At 71.7% G+C, this 16,415-nt stretch carries 16 protein-coding genes; 10 read left to right on the top strand and 6 right to left on the bottom strand.

Annotated features, from left to right (window positions below; genetic code table 11):
* The first annotated feature begins 110 nt into the window (after positions 1–110).
* Genes ACF1GV_RS07035 through ACF1GV_RS07020 form a run of 4 tightly spaced genes read left to right on the top strand, consistent with a single transcriptional unit; the run spans position 111 to position 4,019 of the window.
* Positions 111–1,124 (top strand): sugar ABC transporter substrate-binding protein, encoded by a 1,014-nt coding sequence (locus tag ACF1GV_RS07035; protein WP_391678723.1) that lies wholly within the window; start codon positions 111–113, stop codon positions 1,122–1,124.
* Entirely contained in the window at positions 1,124–2,200 is a 1,077-nt protein-coding gene (locus ACF1GV_RS07030) for an ABC transporter permease (protein ID WP_391679596.1), read from the top strand. Before ACF1GV_RS07035 ends, ACF1GV_RS07030 begins: the two co-directional genes overlap by 1 nt.
* A gap of 6 nt (positions 2,201–2,206) precedes the next feature.
* Positions 2,207–3,115 carry an ATP-binding cassette domain-containing protein gene (locus ACF1GV_RS07025; RefSeq protein WP_391678721.1) on the top strand — a complete coding sequence of 303 codons (909 nt, stop codon included), beginning with the start codon at positions 2,207–2,209 and terminating at the stop codon, positions 3,113–3,115.
* Position 3,116: 1 nt separating this feature from the next.
* Positions 3,117–4,019, top strand: coding sequence for a sugar phosphate isomerase/epimerase (locus ACF1GV_RS07020; protein ID WP_363264002.1), 903 nt, complete (start codon positions 3,117–3,119; stop codon positions 4,017–4,019).
* Positions 4,020–4,078: 59 nt separating this feature from the next.
* Here the strand turns inward: ACF1GV_RS07020 and ACF1GV_RS07015 are convergent, their stop codons facing one another.
* A complete protein-coding gene (locus ACF1GV_RS07015) occupies positions 4,079–4,684 on the bottom strand; it encodes a hypothetical protein (RefSeq protein ID WP_391678718.1) in 606 nt (201 codons plus the stop codon).
* Between ACF1GV_RS07015 and ACF1GV_RS07010 the strand changes: the two genes are divergently transcribed.
* Positions 4,590–5,621, top strand: a complete 1,032-nt coding sequence (locus ACF1GV_RS07010; protein ID WP_391678716.1) for a serine hydrolase domain-containing protein — start codon at positions 4,590–4,592, stop codon at positions 5,619–5,621. The genes ACF1GV_RS07015 and ACF1GV_RS07010 overlap by 95 nt on opposite strands.
* Positions 5,622–5,889: 268 nt before the next feature.
* Here ACF1GV_RS07010 and ACF1GV_RS07005 read toward each other — a convergent pair whose 3' ends face one another.
* The 3 genes from ACF1GV_RS07005 to ACF1GV_RS06995 all read right to left on the bottom strand — a co-directional run bounded on the left by ACF1GV_RS07005 (position 5,890) and on the right by ACF1GV_RS06995 (position 8,919).
* Entirely contained in the window at positions 5,890–6,894 is a 1,005-nt protein-coding gene (locus ACF1GV_RS07005) for a Gfo/Idh/MocA family oxidoreductase (protein ID WP_391678715.1), read from the bottom strand.
* Positions 6,895–6,956: 62 nt separating this feature from the next.
* Entirely contained in the window at positions 6,957–7,733 is a 777-nt protein-coding gene (locus ACF1GV_RS07000) for an SDR family oxidoreductase (protein WP_391678713.1), read from the bottom strand.
* 28 nt (positions 7,734–7,761) lie between these two features.
* Positions 7,762–8,919: a phytanoyl-CoA dioxygenase family protein gene (locus ACF1GV_RS06995; RefSeq protein ID WP_391678711.1), complete on the bottom strand. Its 1,158-nt coding sequence runs from the start codon at positions 8,917–8,919 to the stop codon at positions 7,762–7,764.
* A gap of 144 nt (positions 8,920–9,063) precedes the next feature.
* Here ACF1GV_RS06995 and ACF1GV_RS06990 point away from each other — a divergent pair, with 144 nt between their 5' ends.
* A complete protein-coding gene (locus ACF1GV_RS06990) occupies positions 9,064–10,095 on the top strand; it encodes a LacI family DNA-binding transcriptional regulator (RefSeq protein WP_391678709.1) in 1,032 nt (343 codons plus the stop codon).
* 29 nt (positions 10,096–10,124) lie between these two features.
* Positions 10,125–10,703 carry a poly-gamma-glutamate hydrolase family protein gene (locus ACF1GV_RS06985; protein ID WP_391678708.1) on the top strand — a complete coding sequence of 193 codons (579 nt, stop codon included), beginning with the start codon at positions 10,125–10,127 and terminating at the stop codon, positions 10,701–10,703.
* 3 nt (positions 10,704–10,706) lie between these two features.
* Here ACF1GV_RS06985 and ACF1GV_RS06980 read toward each other — a convergent pair whose 3' ends face one another.
* A complete protein-coding gene (locus tag ACF1GV_RS06980; protein WP_391678707.1) occupies positions 10,707–11,864 on the bottom strand; it encodes a Gfo/Idh/MocA family protein in 1,158 nt (385 codons plus the stop codon).
* A 115-nt stretch (positions 11,865–11,979) separates the two neighbouring features.
* On the opposite strand from ACF1GV_RS06980, the gene ACF1GV_RS06975 reads away from it, so the two are divergent.
* A complete protein-coding gene (locus ACF1GV_RS06975; protein ID WP_391678705.1) occupies positions 11,980–13,026 on the top strand; it encodes a LacI family DNA-binding transcriptional regulator in 1,047 nt (348 codons plus the stop codon).
* Here the strand turns inward: ACF1GV_RS06975 and ACF1GV_RS06970 are convergent.
* Complete coding sequence (locus ACF1GV_RS06970; protein WP_391678703.1) at positions 13,020–13,364, bottom strand: cupin domain-containing protein; 345 nt, start codon at positions 13,362–13,364, stop codon at positions 13,020–13,022. The two genes, ACF1GV_RS06975 and ACF1GV_RS06970, sit on opposite strands and share 7 nt — an antisense overlap.
* Positions 13,365–13,650: 286 nt before the next feature.
* On the opposite strand from ACF1GV_RS06970, the gene ACF1GV_RS06965 reads away from it, so the two are divergent.
* Together ACF1GV_RS06965 and ACF1GV_RS06960 are read left to right on the top strand one after the other, a co-directional pair.
* Positions 13,651–14,169 (top strand): hypothetical protein, encoded by a 519-nt coding sequence (locus ACF1GV_RS06965; RefSeq protein ID WP_391678701.1) that lies wholly within the window; start codon positions 13,651–13,653, stop codon positions 14,167–14,169.
* 188 nt (positions 14,170–14,357) lie between these two features.
* Positions 14,358–16,373 (top strand): TerD family protein, encoded by a 2,016-nt coding sequence (locus tag ACF1GV_RS06960; RefSeq protein WP_391678699.1) that lies wholly within the window; start codon positions 14,358–14,360, stop codon positions 16,371–16,373.
* Positions 16,374–16,415: the final 42 nt, after the last annotated feature.

Below are 16,415 nucleotides of genomic sequence, written 5' to 3'. Positions count from 1 at the left end.
TGTATCCCGTCCCAGCGCAACAGCCGTGGGACACGGCTCTCGATCCCCTCCCTTCCCCGTCGCACACGTCTTCCCCCGTCGCACACGTCGCACAGTGAGGTGCAGGAAAGATGGACCGCTCTTCTCACTCCCGCAGACTCGCCCCGGTCGTGGCCCTGGCCGCGGCGGCGGCCCTGGCCCTCGCGGGCTGCTCCAGCAGTTCCGGCGGCAAGAAGTCCGAGGAAGGAGGGGCCGCGGCCTCCGCCGGCAAGGCCAACACCCCGCGGATGACGGTCGCCCTGGTGACCCACCAGTCGCCCGGCGACACCTTCTGGGACATCGTCCGCAAGGGCGCCGAGGCCGCGGCCGCCAAGGACAACATCAAGCTCATCTACTCCGCCGACCCCAACGCCGGCAACCAGGCCAACCTGGTGCAGAACGGGATCGACCAGAAGGTCGACGGCATCGCCGTCACCCTCGCCAAGCCGGACGCCATGAAGGGCGCCGTCGCCAAGGCCAAGAGCGCCGGCATACCCGTCGTGGGCCTCAACTCCGGTGTCAGCGACTGGAAGAAGCTCGGCCTGCTGGAGTTCTTCGGGCAGGACGAGACCGTCGCCGGCGAGGCCTTCGGCAAGAAGCTCAACGAGGTGGGCGCCAAGAACGCCGTGTGCGTCATCCAGGAGCAGGGCAACATCGGCCTGACGCAGCGCTGCGACGGTGTCAAGAAGACCTTCTCCGGCTCCGTGCAGAACCTCTATGTCAACGGTACCGACATGCCGTCCGTGAAGTCGACGATCACCGCCAAGCTCAAGCAGGACACCGGCATCGACTACGTCGTCACCCTCGGCGCGCCCTTCGCGCTGACCGCGGTGCAGTCGGTCGGCGACGCCGGCAGCAAGGCCAAGGTCGCCACCTTCGACCTCAACAAGGACCTCACCAAGGCCATCAAGAACGGCACCATCCAGTTCGCCGTCGACCAGCAGCCCTACCTCCAGGGCTACCTGGCGGTCGACTCCCTGTGGCTCTACAAGAACAACGGCAACTACAGCGGCGGTGGCGAGCAGCCGGTGCTCACCGGTCCGGCCTTCGTCGACAAGTCCAACGTCGACCAGGTCGCGAACTTCGCCGCGAAGGGCACCCGGTGATCGGTATGACCCAGCAGGCTGCGCCGGCGGTGGGGACACCGCCGGCCCCCGGCCCCAGGGGCTCCGACGGCCGCACCCGGCAGCGCTCCCTGGTGTTCCGGCTGCTCGCGCGGCCCGAGGTCGGCGTCTTCCTCGGCGCCGTGGCCGTCCTGATCTTCTTCCTCATCGCGGCCCCGACCGTCCGCCAGGGCAGTTCGATGGCCACGGTGCTCTACCAGTCGTCGACCATCGGCATCATGGCGCTGCCGGTGGCGCTGCTGATGATCGGCGGCGAGTTCGACCTGTCGGCCGGCGTCGCGGTGATCACCTCGGCCCTCACCGCGAGCATGCTGAGTTTCCAGCTGAGCATGAACGTGTGGACCGGCGTGGCCGTCGCCCTGATCGTCTCCCTCGGCATCGGCGCCTTCAACGGCTGGATGGTGGTGAGAACGGGGCTGCCCAGCTTCCTGGTCACCCTCGGCACCTTCCTGATCCTCCAGGGCGTCAACCTCGCGGTGACCAAACTCGTCACCGGCAACGTCGCCACCGACGACATCAGCGACATGGACGGCTTCGGCCAGGCGAGAAAGGTCTTCGCCTCCTCCTTCGACGTCGGCGGTGTCCAGGTGAAGATCACGGTGGTGTGGTGGCTGGTCTTCGCCGCACTGGCCACCTGGGTGCTGCTGCGCACCAAGTACGGCAACTGGATCTTCGCCGTCGGTGGAAACAAGGACAGCGCCCGGGCCGTCGGCGTGCCCGTGAACTTCACGAAGATCACGCTGTTCATGACCGTCGGCTTCGGCGCCTGGTTCGTCGGCATGCACAACCTGTTCTCCTTCAACACCGTGCAGTCCGGCGAGGGCGTCGGTCAGGAGCTGATCTACATCGCCGCGGCCGTCATCGGCGGCTGCCTGCTCACCGGCGGCTACGGCTCCGCGATCGGCCCGGTCTTCGGCGCGTTCATGTTCGGCATGGTCAACCAGGGCATCGTGTACGCCGGCTGGAACCCGGACTGGTTCAAGGCGTTCCTCGGGGTGATGCTCCTCGGCGCGGTCCTGATCAACCTGTACGTGCAGCGCACCGCGACGAGGAGGTGAGGTGACATGACCAGCAGCGGAACACACGGCGCGATCCTCGCGGACACCGTGCCCGAGAAGGACACGCCCCTCGTCGAACTGCGCGCGGCCGGCAAGTCCTACGGCAACATCCGCGCCCTGCACGGCGTGGACCTGAACGTCTTCCCCGGCCGGGTGACCTGCGTCCTCGGCGACAACGGCGCAGGCAAGTCCACCCTCATCAAAATCATCTCGGGGCTGCACCAGCACACCGAGGGCGAGTTCCTCGTGGACGGGCAGCCGGTGCGCTTCAGCACCCCGCGCGAGGCCCTCGACCGCGGTATCGCCACCGTCTACCAGGATCTCGCGACCGTCCCGCTGATGCCGGTGTGGCGCAACTTCTTCCTCGGGTCCGAGATGACCAAGGGCCCCTGGCCGGTCCGCCGCCTCGACATCGGCCGCATGAAGAAGACGGCCGACCAGGAGCTGCGCAACATGGGCATCGTCCTGGACGACCTGGAACAGCCCATCGGCACCCTGTCCGGCGGCCAGCGCCAGTGCGTGGCCATCGCCCGCGCCGTCTACTTCGGCGCCCGGGTGCTCATCCTGGACGAGCCGACCGCCGCCCTCGGTGTCAAGCAGTCCGGCGTGGTCCTGAAGTACATCGCCGCCGCCCGCGACCGCGGCCTCGGCGTCATCTTCATCACCCACAACCCCCACCACGCCTACATGGTCGGTGACCAGTTCAACGTGCTGCGCCTGGGCACCCTGGAGCTGTCCGCCGCCCGCAGCGAGGTCGGCCTGGAGGAGCTGACCAACCACATGGCCGGCGGCACCGAGCTCGCCGCCCTCAAGCACGAACTCTCCCAGGTCCGGGGCGTCGACGTGGAAGGACTCCCCGAGGCGCAGGACCTCTCCGCACCCGTGGCGGCCCCCACGTCGGAAGGAACCCCCTGACATGCCCGCTGCTCTGAGCCGCATCCGGGTCGGCTCCGCCCCCGACTCCTGGGGGGTGTGGTTCCCCGACGATCCCGCCCAGGTGCCCTGGCAGCGCTTCCTCGACGAGGTCGCCGAGGCCGGCTACGAGTGGATCGAGCTCGGTCCCTACGGCTACCTGCCCACCGACCCGGCCCGGCTCACCGACGAGGTGCGGGCCCGCGGCCTGAAGGTGTCCGCGGGCACCGTCTTCACCGGCCTGCACCGCGGCCTGTCGGTGTGGGACGCCACCTGGGAGCACGTCGCCAAGGTCGCGGCCCTCACCCAGGCCATGGGCGCGCGGCACCTCGTCGTCATCCCGTCCTTCTGGCGCGACGACAAGACCGCCGAGATCCTGGAGCCGCCGGAGCTGACGACCGAGCAGTGGGCCTACCTCACCAAGGGCATGGAGCGCCTCGGACACGAGGTGAAGGAGACCTACGGCCTGGACATCGTCGTCCACCCGCACGCCGACACCCATATCGACACCGAGGCCCACGTCGAGCGCTTCCTCGACTCCACCGATTCCGACCTCGTCAACCTGTGCCTGGACACCGGGCACTACGCCTACTGCGGCGGCGACAGCGTCAAGCTCATCGAGACCTACGGCGAGCGCATCGGCTATCTGCACCTCAAGCAGGTCGACCCCGGCATCCTCGCCGACGTCGTGGCCGATGGGGTGCCCTTCGGTCCGGCGGTCCAGCGCGGAGTGATGTGCGAACCACCGTCCGGCGTGCCGGAGTTGGAGCCGGTGCTGGTGGCGGCACAGAAGCTGGGCGTGGACCTGTTCGCCATCGTCGAGCAGGACATGTATCCCTGCGAGCCGGACAAGCCCCTGCCGATCGCGGTCCGCACCCGCCGCTTCCTGCGCTCCTGCGGAGCCTGAGCGCACGGCGGAACGGGCGGGGCGCCCGCTGGCCGACAGGACGTGACGGGCGGGCGCTCCTATGCTGGGTGTAGCCGGTGTGACCGCTGGGGCCACTGGTGCACCAGGGTGTCGGTCCGTGTCCCACGGCCTCGCTCCCGCCGCCTTCCACGACGTTCGCGGGGCGTCCCCTTCCGCCGTCTCACGGGGAGCAAGCCCATGTCGTACGCTTCCACCCCTCTGCGCAGGGCGGCCGTCGTGGCCGCCGCGCTGGGGTTCCTCGCCGCACCGGTCGCCGGCGGGGTGGCCGTCGCGCTGCCGACCGCCGCCCCCACGCCGCCGTCGCCGTACGGCCCGTCCTCGGCGCCCCTGTCCACCTCGCCGTCCTCCTCCGGGGCGACCTCGCCGTCGCCGTCCCCATCGACGTCGACGTCGCCGTCGACGCCGGCGTCCGTCTCGCCATCGGCCTCCCCGTCCGTCTCCCCGTCGGCCTCGGTCTCGCCGTCCGTCTCGCCGTCCCCGTCCGGGAACGAGGTCCGGGCGCTCACGCCCGCCGTGCAGCGGGCTCTCGACGCCGCCGTGCAGCGGGTGATGCACCAGGCGAAGATCCCCGGCGTGACGGTCGGCGTGTGGACGCCCCACCAGGGGCAGTACGTCAAGTCCTTCGGCGTCGCCGACAAGAGCACCGGCCGCAAGATGTCGCCCGACCTCTACATGCGCATCGGCAGCGAGACGAAGACCTTCACCGTCACGGCGGTGCTGCAACTCGTCGACCAGGGCAAGATCGGCCTGGACGACACCATTGACAAGTACATCAGCGGCGTGCCCAACGGCGACAAGATCACCATCCGGCAGCTGGCCGGCATGCGCAGCGGGCTGTTCAACTACTCGGCGGACGAGGACTTCTACAAGGCGCTCACCTCCGACCCGAAACGCCCCTTCACCCCGCAACAGCTGCTCGGCTACTCCTTCAAGCACCCCGTGCTCTTCCCGCCGGGCCAGCAGTTCTACTACTGCAACACCAACCTGATCCTGCTCGGCCTGGTCGTCGAGAAGGAGAGCGGGCAGAAGCTGAACGACTACATCCAGCAGAAGATCCTCGACCCGGTGGGCCTGAAGCACACGCTCTTCCCGACCGGCAACGAGTTCCCGACGCCGCACTCGCAGGGGTACACCAACCAGACGGCGACCGGGAAGGTCGAGGACTCCGCCGACTGGGACCCCTCCTGGGGCTGGGCGGCCGGCGCGATGATCTCCCAGCTGGACGACCTGCGGGTGTGGGCCCGCACGGTGGCCACCGGCAAGCTGCCGAACGGCGGTGACATGATCAGCCCCGCGACGCAGCAGCAGCGGCTGACGACGCCCGCGACCCCGATCGCCGGCACCGGCTACGGACTCGGCATCTTCAATGTGCAGGGCTGGATCGGGCACAACGGCTCCCTGCCCGGCTACGAGTCCCTCACCATCTATCTGCCGGCCGCGCAGGCGACGGTCGTCGTGGTGCTGAACACCGACATCAACTACAAGAACCAGGAGCCCAGCACCCTCTTCGGCCAGGCCGTGACCCGGATCGTCTCCCCGGACCACGTGTTCGACCTGCCGGCGCAACCGGTGGCGCGGTGAGTTCGTCGCACGACTACGGCTGAGCCCCGACCGGAGCGCCGGCCGGGGCCCCGCCACGGTTCGGGTGCGGTGTGCTTCCGGCCATGCCTGTTCCGGTCCCGCGCGGGGGAGGTGCGCTCACGCGCCTCCGTCCTGCCGAAGCGCTCACGCGCCTCCGCCCTGCCGAAGGCCAGGCGCCGCGTACCTTCGCGGTCGCCTGTTCCGTGTCCCGCAGGGGGTCAGGTGCCGCATACCTCCGCAGGCGCCCGTCCGCCCCCCCGGCCGGGAGTCACGCCCCGCGTACCTCCGCGAGTGTCACCGGCCGGTGCTCGTGCCGGGACAGGGTGCATGCCTCCGCGATCCAGCCCGCCTCCAGCGCGTCCTCGATCGTGCACGGAGAGGGCCGGGTGCCGGCGATCAGCTCGGTGAATGCGGCGAGTTCGGCGCGGTAGGCCGCGGTGAAGCGATCCATGAAGAAGTCGTGCGGGACACCGGAGGGGAAGGTGACACCGGGCTCGGCCGAGCGCAGCGGCAGCTTGTCGTCGAGGCCCACGGCGAGGGAGTCCTCGAACCCGTGCAGCTCCATGCGGACGTCGTAACCACGGCCGTTGTGCCGGGAGTTGGAGACCACCGCGATGGTGCCGTCGTCGAGGGTGAGCAGCGCGCCGGTGGTGTCGGCGTCACCGGCCTGCCGGATGTAGTCGGCGCCCCGGTTGCCGCCGACGGCGTACACCTCGGTCACCTCGCGGCCGGTCACCCAGCGGATGATGTCGAAGTCGTGCACGGAGCAGTCCCGGAAGATGCCCCCGGACGCGGCGACGTAGGCGGCCGGAGGCGGCGCCGGGTCGAGGGTGGTCGACCGCACGGTGTGCAGCTTGCCGAGTTCCCCGGCCCGGACGGCGGCGCGTGCGGCGGTGAACCCGGCGTCGAAGCGCCGGTTGAAGCCGATCTGCACCGGCACGTCGCTGCCCTTGACGGCGCGCAGCACCTCGACGCCCTCGGCGATGGTCCGGGCGACCGGCTTCTCACAGAACACGGGCACGCCGGCCGTCACGCCGGCCCGGATCAGTGCCGGGTGGGCGTCGGTGGCCGCGGCGACGACGATGCCGTCCACCCCGGAGGCCAGCAGGGCCTCGGGAGAGTCGGCGACCTCGGCGCCGAACCGCTCGGCGGCGGCCTTGGCGGCGTCCGCCACGGGATCGGTGACGACGAGGGACTCGACGGCGTCGAGCCCGGACAGGGTCTCGGCGTGGAAGGCCCCGATGCGGCCGAGGCCGAGGATTCCGATACGCATGGTGCTCCTTGAGAGAGAACTCGAAAGAGGAAGAGGAGTGTGCCGGTCGGTCCGGTTGCCGGTCAGTCCAGTCCGCCGAGGACGTTCTGGTCCCAGTCGATCACCGAACCGGTGACCACCCCGGACCGCTCGGACAGCAGGAAGACCACGAAGTCGGCGATCTCGTCGGGCCGGCCGAGCCGCCCCATCGGCAGCCGTGCCGCCGCCTGCTCCTGCCAGTCGTCGCCCGCCCCGTGGAAGGCCCGCTGGGTGGCGTCCTCGCCCTCGGTCGCGGTCCAGCCGATGTTCAGGCCGTTGATCCGGATGCGGTCGTAGCGGTGGGCGTGCGCCGCGTTGCGGGTCAGTCCCGCCAGCCCCGCCTTCGCGGCCACGTACGGCGCGAGGAACGGCTGCCCACCGTGCGCCGACGACGTGATGACGTTGACGATCGTGCCGGACGCCCTGCGGGACAGCATGTCGGCGACGGCCGCCTGCATCGCGAAGAACGGCCCCCTGAGATTGACGGCGATGTGCTGGTCGAACAGCTCGGGCGTGGTGTCGAGCAGTGTGCCGCGCGCGGTGAGCCCGGCGGAGTTCACCAGGCAGTCGATGCGGCCCCAGGCGTCCACCACCGCGGCCACCGCCGCCCTCGCCTGCTCCGCGTCGGCCAGATCGGCCCGCACGTACAGCGCCTTCCCGCCGCCGGCCGTGAGTTCCGCGACCAGTGCCTCGCCCGGCTCGGGGCGGCGTCCGGTGACGGCCACGGCCGCGCCCTCACGGACCGCCGCCCGGGCGACGGCCGCGCCGACGCCCTGGCTGCCGCCGTTGACCAGCACGACCTTGTCGTCGAGCAGTCCCATATCTCTCCTTGCTCCCTCGTCTTCCGTGTCAGCTCGTGCGCCGTCGCCCGGCGCCCGCGCGCAGTTCCTCGCGCAGTGTCCCGGGGCTCCACTCCCCGGCGAGCGCACGCCGCAGCAGATCGGCCTGTGACGGCGGGGCGAGCCCCTCCACCGGCGGGTCGCGGTCCAGGTTGGTGGGGAAGGGGTAGCCCTCGGCGCTCGCGGCGATCACGTGCTCCAGCCACGCCTCGCCCACACCCTCGGCCCTGCGCTTGAGCAGCACCGGGTAGACGGCGTTCACGACCGCCTCCCGGTCCACGCTCTCCATGGCCCGCCCGAACGCGGAGGACACCTGGAGCAGGTTGGCCGTGCGCCGGATGTCCGCCGAGCGGTTGGTGCCGGCCGCGTGGAAGAGGGCCGGGTTGAAGAAGACCGCGTCCCCCTTGGCGAGCGGCAGCTGCACATGGTGCTCCGCGAAGTACGCCCGGAACTCCGGCAGCCGCCAGGCCAGATACCCGGGCACGTACAGCTGGGAGTAGGGCAGGTACAGCGTCGGCCCGGACTCCACCGGCATGTCGCAGTGCGCGACGGCACCCTGCAGGGTGAGCGCGGGGGAGAGACGGTGCACATGCGCCGGGTAGGCCGCGGCGGTCTCGCCCGCCAGGAAGCCCAGGTGGTAGTCGCGATGCGGCTGCTGCGCCTCGCCGCCCGGGTTGACCACGTTGACCTGGGAGGTGACCTGGTAGGCGGGACCGAGCCAGGCCCGGGAGACCAGCGCCACGACCTCGTTCGCGTAGTACGCGGCGAACGCTTCCGCGTCGTACAGCGCGGCCTTCTCCAGGGCGTTCCACACCCGGTCGTTGGCGCCCGGGCGCGCGAAGTGGTCACCGCCCGTCCGGCCCGCGGCGCGCTGCTCGGCGATCAGCGCATCGAAGACGGCGGTGAGCCGGTCGACGACGGCGGGGTCCGGGAAGGCGCCCCGGAAGACGGCGACCCCGGGGCCGTCGGCGAGGACGCGGACGATCTCGGCCTGGATGTCGCGGCCGGAGCCGAGCTGCCCGGCGTCGTAGAGCGGCACGTTGTGCTCGACGGCGGCGGCGTGCGGACAGTCGGCGGGGTCGGTGGTCCGCTCGATCAGGGTACGGAAGGCGGTCAGGTCGCAGTCCGGCTCGGACAGCCAGGCGCGCTGTGGTGCGGTGGCGGACATCGCGGTCCCTTCGGTTCATGGCGCGACGCGTGCTCCATGGTGCAAGGTGCGGGTCACTGAGCGGCGCGGCTCTGTCATTCTTGTCAGGACAAACACGGCGAACAACCGGCAGGCAGCCATCAAAAACCCCTCAAGGAGCCGACCGTGGGCCACCCCTTCCCGATCAAGGAGATCGCACGTCAGGCCGGTCTGAGCGAGGCCACGGTCGACCGGGTGCTCAACGGCCGCGGCGGGGTCCGCGCGTCCACCACGCAGGAGGTGCACCGGGCCATCGCCGACCTGGACCGGCAGCGCACCCAGGTCCGGCTGATCGGCCGCACCTTCATGATCGACATCGTGATGCAGGCACCGGAGCGGTTCTCCACCGCCGTACGCGCCGCTCTGGAGGCGGAGCTGCCGTCCCTGCACCCGGCGGTGCTGCGCTCCCGCTTCCACTTCCGCGAGACCGGGCCGGTCGAGGAGCAGGTTCGCGTCCTGGACCGGATCGCGCGCAGGGGCTCCCAGGGGGTGCTGCTCAAGGCGCCGGACGTCCCTGAGATCACCGCCGCCGTCGGTCGCCTCACCGCAGCGGGCATCCCCGTGATCACCCTCGCCACCGACCTGCCGGCCAGCACCCGGCTCGGTTACGTAGGCATCGACAACCGCGCCGCCGGCGCCACCGCCGCCTATCTGATGGGCCAGTGGCTCGGCGACCGGCCCGGCAACGTCCTCACCAGCCTCAGCAGCGGCTTCTTCCGCAACGAGGAGGAGCGCGAGATGGGGTTCCGCAGCGCCATGCGCGCCCGGCATCCGGGGCGCGTCCTCGTCGAGATCGCCGAGGGCCAGGGACTCGACGCGACCCAGTACGACCTCGTGCGGGCCGCCCTGGAGCGCGACCCGGACATCCGTGCCGTGTACTCGATCGGCGGCGGCAACATCGCCACGCTCCAGGCCTTCGCCGACCTCGGCCGCGCGTGCGCCGTGTTCGTCGCCCACGACCTCGACCACGACAACACCCGCCTGCTGCGCGAACACCGCCTGTCCGCCGTCCTCCACCACGACCTGCGCCAGGACCTGCGCGAGGCCTGCCACCTGGTGATGCGGGCCCACGGCGCGCTCCCGCCGGCCGGGCCGACCCTGCCGTCCGCGATCCAGGTCGTCACTCCGTTCAACATGCCGCCGCAGGCCGCCCGATGACCGGCGCGGGCCGCACGCGGACCGAGCGCGTGACGATCGAGGGCGTCGACTTCAGGGTCACCCTGACCCCCGGCGGCGGCATCGGCCTGCTCGCGCTGCACGCCAGCGTCGAGGGCGGCACCGGCGAACTCGCGGACGAACTGGCGGAGCGGTGCGGGGCGGCGCGACTGGTGTTCCGGCAGAGCGACGGGGAACCGGTGCACATCACCTCGGCACGGATGGCGGCCGCCCCGTGCGGCCTGCTGCGCGACTTCCTCGCCCGCGTCGACGTCGTCGTATCGCTGCACGGGCATCTGCGGAAGGCCGCGCCCCGCTCGATCTTCCTCGGCGGGGCCGACCGGAGCGCGGCGCACCTGATGGCGGGCGGGCTACAGGCGCTGCGGCCCCGGTTCGAGCCGGTCACCGACCTGGCGCTGATCCCCGCCGCCCTGCGGGGCGTCCACCCCGGCAACCCGGTGAACATGGCCGGCGGCCCGGGCGTGCAGGTGGAGCTGCCGCTTCTGGCCCGCACCACCGTCCCGGGCGGCGCGGACATGCCGCCGCGCGATGTCGCCGACGCACTCGCCGACGGCGTACGACGGCTGCGGGTGCTGGCGCGGAAAGCGTGACGGTCACTGCCGGAGCGTGACCCACGCCCCGGTCTCGGCGGACCGTGTCATCGCGTCCAGCACGGTCGCGTTGTGCACGGCGTCCGTGAGGGTCGCCCCGTGCGGGGTGCCCTCGGCGATGGAGCGCAGGAAGCGGTGGCACTCGATGACCTTCAGGTCGTCGTAGCCCATGGCGTTGGCGGCGCCGGGCTGGAACGCGCCGTACTCGCCGGCGCCCGGGCCGACGTACACCGTGCTCACCGGCTGGTCCTGGTAGGCCGTACCGCGGCTGACGCCCAGTTCGTTCATCCGCCGGAAGTCCCAGAAGACGGCGCCCTGGGTGCCGTGCACCTCGAAGCCGTAGGCGTTCTGCTCGCCCACGGAGACGCGGCAGGCCTCCAGTACGCCACGGGCGCCGGAGGCGAAGCGCAGCAGACAGCTGACATAGTCCTCGTTCTCCACGGGGCCGAGTGCACCGCCGGCGGCGCGCGCGTGGCCGGCGGTGGCACCGGTGGGCCGGGCCCGCTCGGGCAGGAAGATCGCGGTGTCGGCGGTCAGGGCGGTGATGTCGCCGAGCAGGTACCGGGCGAGGTCCACGCCGTGCGAGGCCAGGTCGCCGAGCACCCCGTTGCCGCCGCGCTCCCGCTCGTAACGCCAGGTCAGAGCGGACTCGGGGTGGGCGGCGTAGTCGCTGAACAGCCGGATGCGGACGTGCGTGACCGAGCCCAGCTCCCCTGAGGCGATCAGTTCACGGGCCGCCTCGACGGCCGGGGCATTGCGGTAGTTGAAGCCGACCGTGCCCTGCAGGCCCGCCCTGGCGGCCGCGTCGGCGACCGCGCGGGCGTCGCCGGCGCCCAGGCCGACCGGTTTCTCGATCCACAGGTGCTTGCCCGCCTCGGCCATGGCGACGCCGATCTCACGGTGCAGGAAGTTCGGCGCGGTGACGCTGACCGCCTCCACCCGCGGATCGGCGGCGACCTCACGCCAGTCACGGGTAGTGGAGGCGAACCCGAACTGCGCGGAGGCCTCCTCCGCCCGGCCCGGCACCTCCTCGGCGACGGTGACCAGGTGCGGCCGCAGGCCGAGGAGGGGGAAGTGGTGGAGCACGCGCGCGTACGCCTGGGTGTGCACCCGCCCCATCCAGCCGAACCCGACGACGGCGACCCCGAGCGTGCGTGCCATGACAGCCCTCTCGCTTTTGGACCGTTCCAAACGGCTTCTCCCGTCACCTTGTGCGGGCCTGTCCGTCCTGTCAAGCCCTTTGACAACCAGATGGCTTCATGGAACGGTCCACACCATGAGGCAGCCGACGATCCGCGATGTGGCCGAACGGGCGGGGGTGTCCAAATCGCTGGTCTCCCTCGTGCTGCGCGGCTCCGGTCAGGTGCGCCCCGAAAAGCGGGACGCGGTGCTCCAGGCGGTGCGTGAGCTCGGCTACCGGCCCAACGCCGCGGCCCGCACCCTGAGCGAACGACGCTCCCGCACCGTCGGGGTGCTCCTGCACGACCTGCGCAACCCCTGGTTCGTGGAGCTGCTCGACGGTCTCAACTCCCTGCTGCACACGGCCGGTCTGCACATGCTGCTCTCCGACGCCCGCCTCGGCCGCCGCGCGGGCCACGACGTCGCCGAACCCTTCCTCGACCTCGGGGTCGACGGCCTGGTCGTGGTCGGCACGCTGCCCGATCCGGCCGGGCTGGCGCGGGTCGCCGAACGGCTCCCGGTGGTGGTCGCGGGAGCGCGGGAGCCGGTGCTGCCGGGCGTGGACGTGGTGGCGGGAGACGACGAGCAGGGCGCCCGGCTCGCCGTGGAGCACCTGATCGGGCTGGGGCACCGCCGGATCGCGCACGTCGGCGGGCACGGCGCGGTGAGCGAGCTGCGCCGGAACGGCTACGCGTCCGCGCTGGCCGCACACGGGCTGGAGCAGCTGGTCGAGCGCGGGGATCTGACGGAGGAGGGCGGCTACCGGGCCACGGTCCGGCTGCTGAGCCGCCCCGACCGGCCCACGGCGGTCTTCGCGGTCAACGACATGACGGCGGTCGGCGTGCTGACGGCGGCCGCGGAGCTGGGACTGAACGTGCCGCGGGACGTCTCCGTGGCCGGCTACGACAACACGAGCATCTCCCGGCTCCGGCACGTCTGGCTGACCACCGCCGACAACGCCGGCCACGAGGTGGGCCGACGCGCCGCGCGCTGCCTGCTGGAACGGTTCGAGGGCCAGGCGGGCGCGGGCCGGATCCAGCTGACCGCGCCGCACCTGGAGGTGCGGGGGACGACGGGCCGGTGCCCCGCAACGGCCGGTGAAGACGTCCGCGACCGTTCCCCGAACGAGCCCAGAGGTCACTGATTGATCGCGTACACCTTGCGCAGCGTCTCGTGCACCGTCCACGTCGTGCGGTCGCCCTCGCGCAGCACCGCCATGTCGCCGGGGCCGAGGCGAAGGGTGGGTCCGCCGTCGACCTCGACCGTGGCCGATCCGCTGAGCACGACGAACATCTCGTCGGCCTCCGTGTCGGTGACGACGCCGGGCGTGATCTGCCAGACGCCGCGGACCTGGCGCCCGTCCTCGGACTCCCACACCACCTTCCCGGTCACCTCGGGCGAGCCGGAGACGATCTGGGCGGGGTCGAGCGGCTCCGGCGTCAGGTCGGCGTCCGGGACGTGCAGGGCGAAGGAGTGGATCATGCGGCGACCCTAGCGGCACGGCTCACGCGGCGGTGCTTGACACAGTGTGCGTATTGGGTCCCGCGGGCCGGACACATCGTCGTACCGGCGCGCCTGCCGGGTCCGGCCGTCGCCGGCCGTGGCATCACACCCGTGCCCCTGCGGTCCGGCCCCGGCCCGCGTGGTCATCGCAGGCGCGGCGCCTGCCGGTCAGGCCCCCCGCCCGCTGTGTTCATCGCACCCGCACACCCGCCGGTCCGGCCCCTTGCAAGTGGCAGGCGCCACGGAGCCGGGTGATCGTGAGGGCATGGCCGACTCCGACTCGCCGCCGACGGCCACCGTGTCGCGCGGCCACGACACGCGCGAAATGATCCTCTTCGGTGGTGTCTACGGCGCCGTCCTGGCCAGCTCCATGGTCGCGGCCCTCACCCAGTACGGGCACTCCTCCGCGCACAGCCGCCGCTACGACGCCCTGTGGCTGCTGATCACCGCCTTCGCCTCGGCGCTGGCCCACGGCTACGCCCACTACATCGCCGAGCGCGGCCCGCACCGCCGCGGGGACGCCCTGCGCGCCCTCGTCGACGAGTGGCCCCTGGTCACGGCCGTCCTGCCGACGGTGCTGGTGCTCGCCGGAGCCGGCTGGGGCTGGTGGCCCCCCGACGGCGTCGAATACCCGGCGTTCGCCCTCAACATCGCCCTGCTCTTCACCCTCGGCCTGACGACGGCCCGCTCGTCCCGCCGCGGCTGGCCCACGGCGTTGGCCATCGGAGCGGTGGACGCGTTGCTGGGCTTCGTGGTGGTCGTGGCGAACGCGATCATCAAGTGACGCCGGCAGCCGCCCCTGCCCCCGTTTGCCGCGGGCTGCCCCGAGCCGGCTGCGTGGGTATTACAGTCATCTGCCTGCGGCATGTCACACCGTGTCGCTCGACAGGCCTTTGGGGTCTCGACAGGCCTTCGGGGCAGTGATGTCCGCGCGCTGGGAACGCGCGGCGGTTGGGGGGCTTTGTGCAGGAAATGATCAAGGGCTCGAATGTGTCGCTGGCAGCCCTGAGCGAGGACGCCGGATCCGTGATCGTCGGGCTGGGCTGGGCCAGTCCGACCGGGGAGGGGGACGCGGACGTCTCCGTGCTGCTGCTGGACGCGAACGGCAAGGTGCGCAGCGACGCGGACTTCTACTTCTACAACAACCCGGTGGCGGCCGACGGCAGCGTGCAGCTGCTCGGCAAGACGCCCACGGACAACGGCAGCGAGGATCGCATCAGCTTCGACCTCACCGCCGTTGCGCCCGATGTCGAGCGGATCGTCGTCGCCGCGAGCCGGTACCGGGGGGCCCGGTTCGGCGAACTCGACGACGTCAGGGTGACGTTGGCCGACGCGGCCGGTGAGAACCTGCTGCGCTTCACCATCGACGACGCCGACTCGGTCGGCGCCGTCATCTTCGGCGAGCTGTACCGGCGCGGGGAGGAGTGGAAGTTCAGGGCCGTCGGCCAGGGCTACGACAGCGGCCTGGCCGGCCTGGCCACCGACTTCGGCGTCGACGTCGACGACGCGGAGGAGACGGACACCACCTCGGCGGCCGCGGTGCTGGAGGACGCGCCCGGCGACGAGCGGGCGGAGACGGCGGCCGTGCCCTCGGCGCAGGCGACACTGGAGGCGGTGCCCGCGCCTCGTCAGCCCGCCGACGAACCGGCCCCCAGGAAGTCGTCCGCGCGGCCGCGCACGGCCAAGAAGAAGATCACCCTGCCCAAGGCGGCGGTGAAGACGCTCGCCGAGAACGACTCCTGGAAGCAGGCCAAGCTCTTTCCGGTGTCGGCCCTCAAGAGCGACCGGGACCGCGAGATGCGCGCCACCTCGGTCCTGCTGTCGGTGATGGCCCAGGTGCCGGAGTTCGGCCGCAGGCTCACCGCGGCGTTCGGCGCCCCGGCCGGGCGGATGGAGACGTTCACGGAGGTCTCCCTGCCGCACGGCGACACGCCGCGCCGCCCCGACGGGGTCATCCGGGTGGAGCGCGCGGGGAAGCTGTGGACCGCGCTGGTCGAGACGAAGACCAACGGCAACCCCCTGAAGGCGGAACAGGTCCAGGCGTACATGGACATCGCCGCGCGCCGCGGCTACGAGGCGGTGATCACGCTCTCCAACGACGTGGCCCTGGAGGGAACTCCGCTCGTCGACGTCAAGGTCGACGGCCGCCGCAAGCACAAGGTCGCCCTGTGGCACCTGTCCTGGGCCGAGGTGGCGCACCAGGCGCAGCTGCTCATCCGGCACGAGGGCGTCGGCAACGCCGCGCACGCCTGGCTGCTCCAGGAGCTGCTCCACTACCTCCAGCACGAGAACTCCGGCTGCCACGGGTTCCAGAACATGGGCTCCGCCTGGGTCCCGGTGCGCAACGGCATCGACGACGAGACGCTGTGCCAGGGCGACCCCCGGGCGCTGGAGGTGGTGGAGAGCTGGGAGCGGCTGATCCGTCAGGTCTGCCTGCGGCTCGGCGGTGAGCTCGGCCAGAAGGTGCTCCCCGTGCAGCGCACCCGGCGCGGCACGGACCCGCGGGCCCGCCGCAGCGACCTCGCCGACCAGCTGTGCCTGAACGGCCGGCTGCATGCCGAACTGCGCATCGAGGGCACGCCGGGTGTCCTCGCGATCAGCGCGGACCTGCGGACCGGCAAGCTGCGCACCGCCATGGAGATCCCCGCGCCGGAGCAGGGCTATCCACTGTCCTGGGCCAAACGGCTGGTGCGGCGGCTGGCCGAGGCGCCGGCCGACCTGCATGTCGAAACCCTCGTCGACGGGGACGCCGGCGGTCCGCGGGGCACGCTGGAGCGGTTGCGCCCCGAGCCCGGTGACATGCTGCCGAAGGACAGCGGTGTGCGGATCACCGGTTTCCGGCTGTCGCTGTTCAAGGGCATGGGGAGCGGCCGGGGCAACGCGGAGTCCGGCTTCATCCGCAGCGTCGACGACGCGGTGCAGCGCTTCTTCACCACGGTGGTCGTCCATCTGGACGGCGCGGCACCCCGCCGGGCGGGCGTCAGGTAGCCCGCGGACGGTACCTGCCGCCGCCGCGTCGCCTCCCCGCTC

The sequence above is a fragment of the Streptomyces sp. NPDC014006 genome (assembly GCF_043088925.1).
Taxonomy (GTDB): domain Bacteria; phylum Actinomycetota; class Actinomycetes; order Streptomycetales; family Streptomycetaceae; genus Streptomyces.
The sequence above is the reverse complement of the archived record's forward strand: the minus strand, read 5'-3'. Positions and strand labels throughout refer to the sequence as shown.